The sequence below is a fragment of the Streptomyces bobili genome, assembly GCF_002154575.1.
GTDB lineage: Bacteria > Actinomycetota > Actinomycetes > Streptomycetales > Streptomycetaceae > Streptomyces > Streptomyces bobili.
In genome coordinates, this window is record NZ_MUBA01000624.1 from 1 (window position 1) to 221 (window position 221).

Here is a 221-nt window from a genome sequence, read left to right on the forward strand (position 1 = left end):
GGCTGTGTCAGTCATATTCGGAGGCCCTCCCATATTCGGACCTTTTCACCTGTTTCCATCCTGTACCCGTCACCGATCTCCGGTCCAGGACCACAGGTGCCTGGTATGCCGTGACGTGCTCTCCTGGAAGGAGTCCTCCTGACCTGGTGGCCCCGCCCGTGGAGGAGTCCCGTGAACCGGTCTCGGCCCACCGCCGCGTATCACCGCCGGATGGCCGCCGC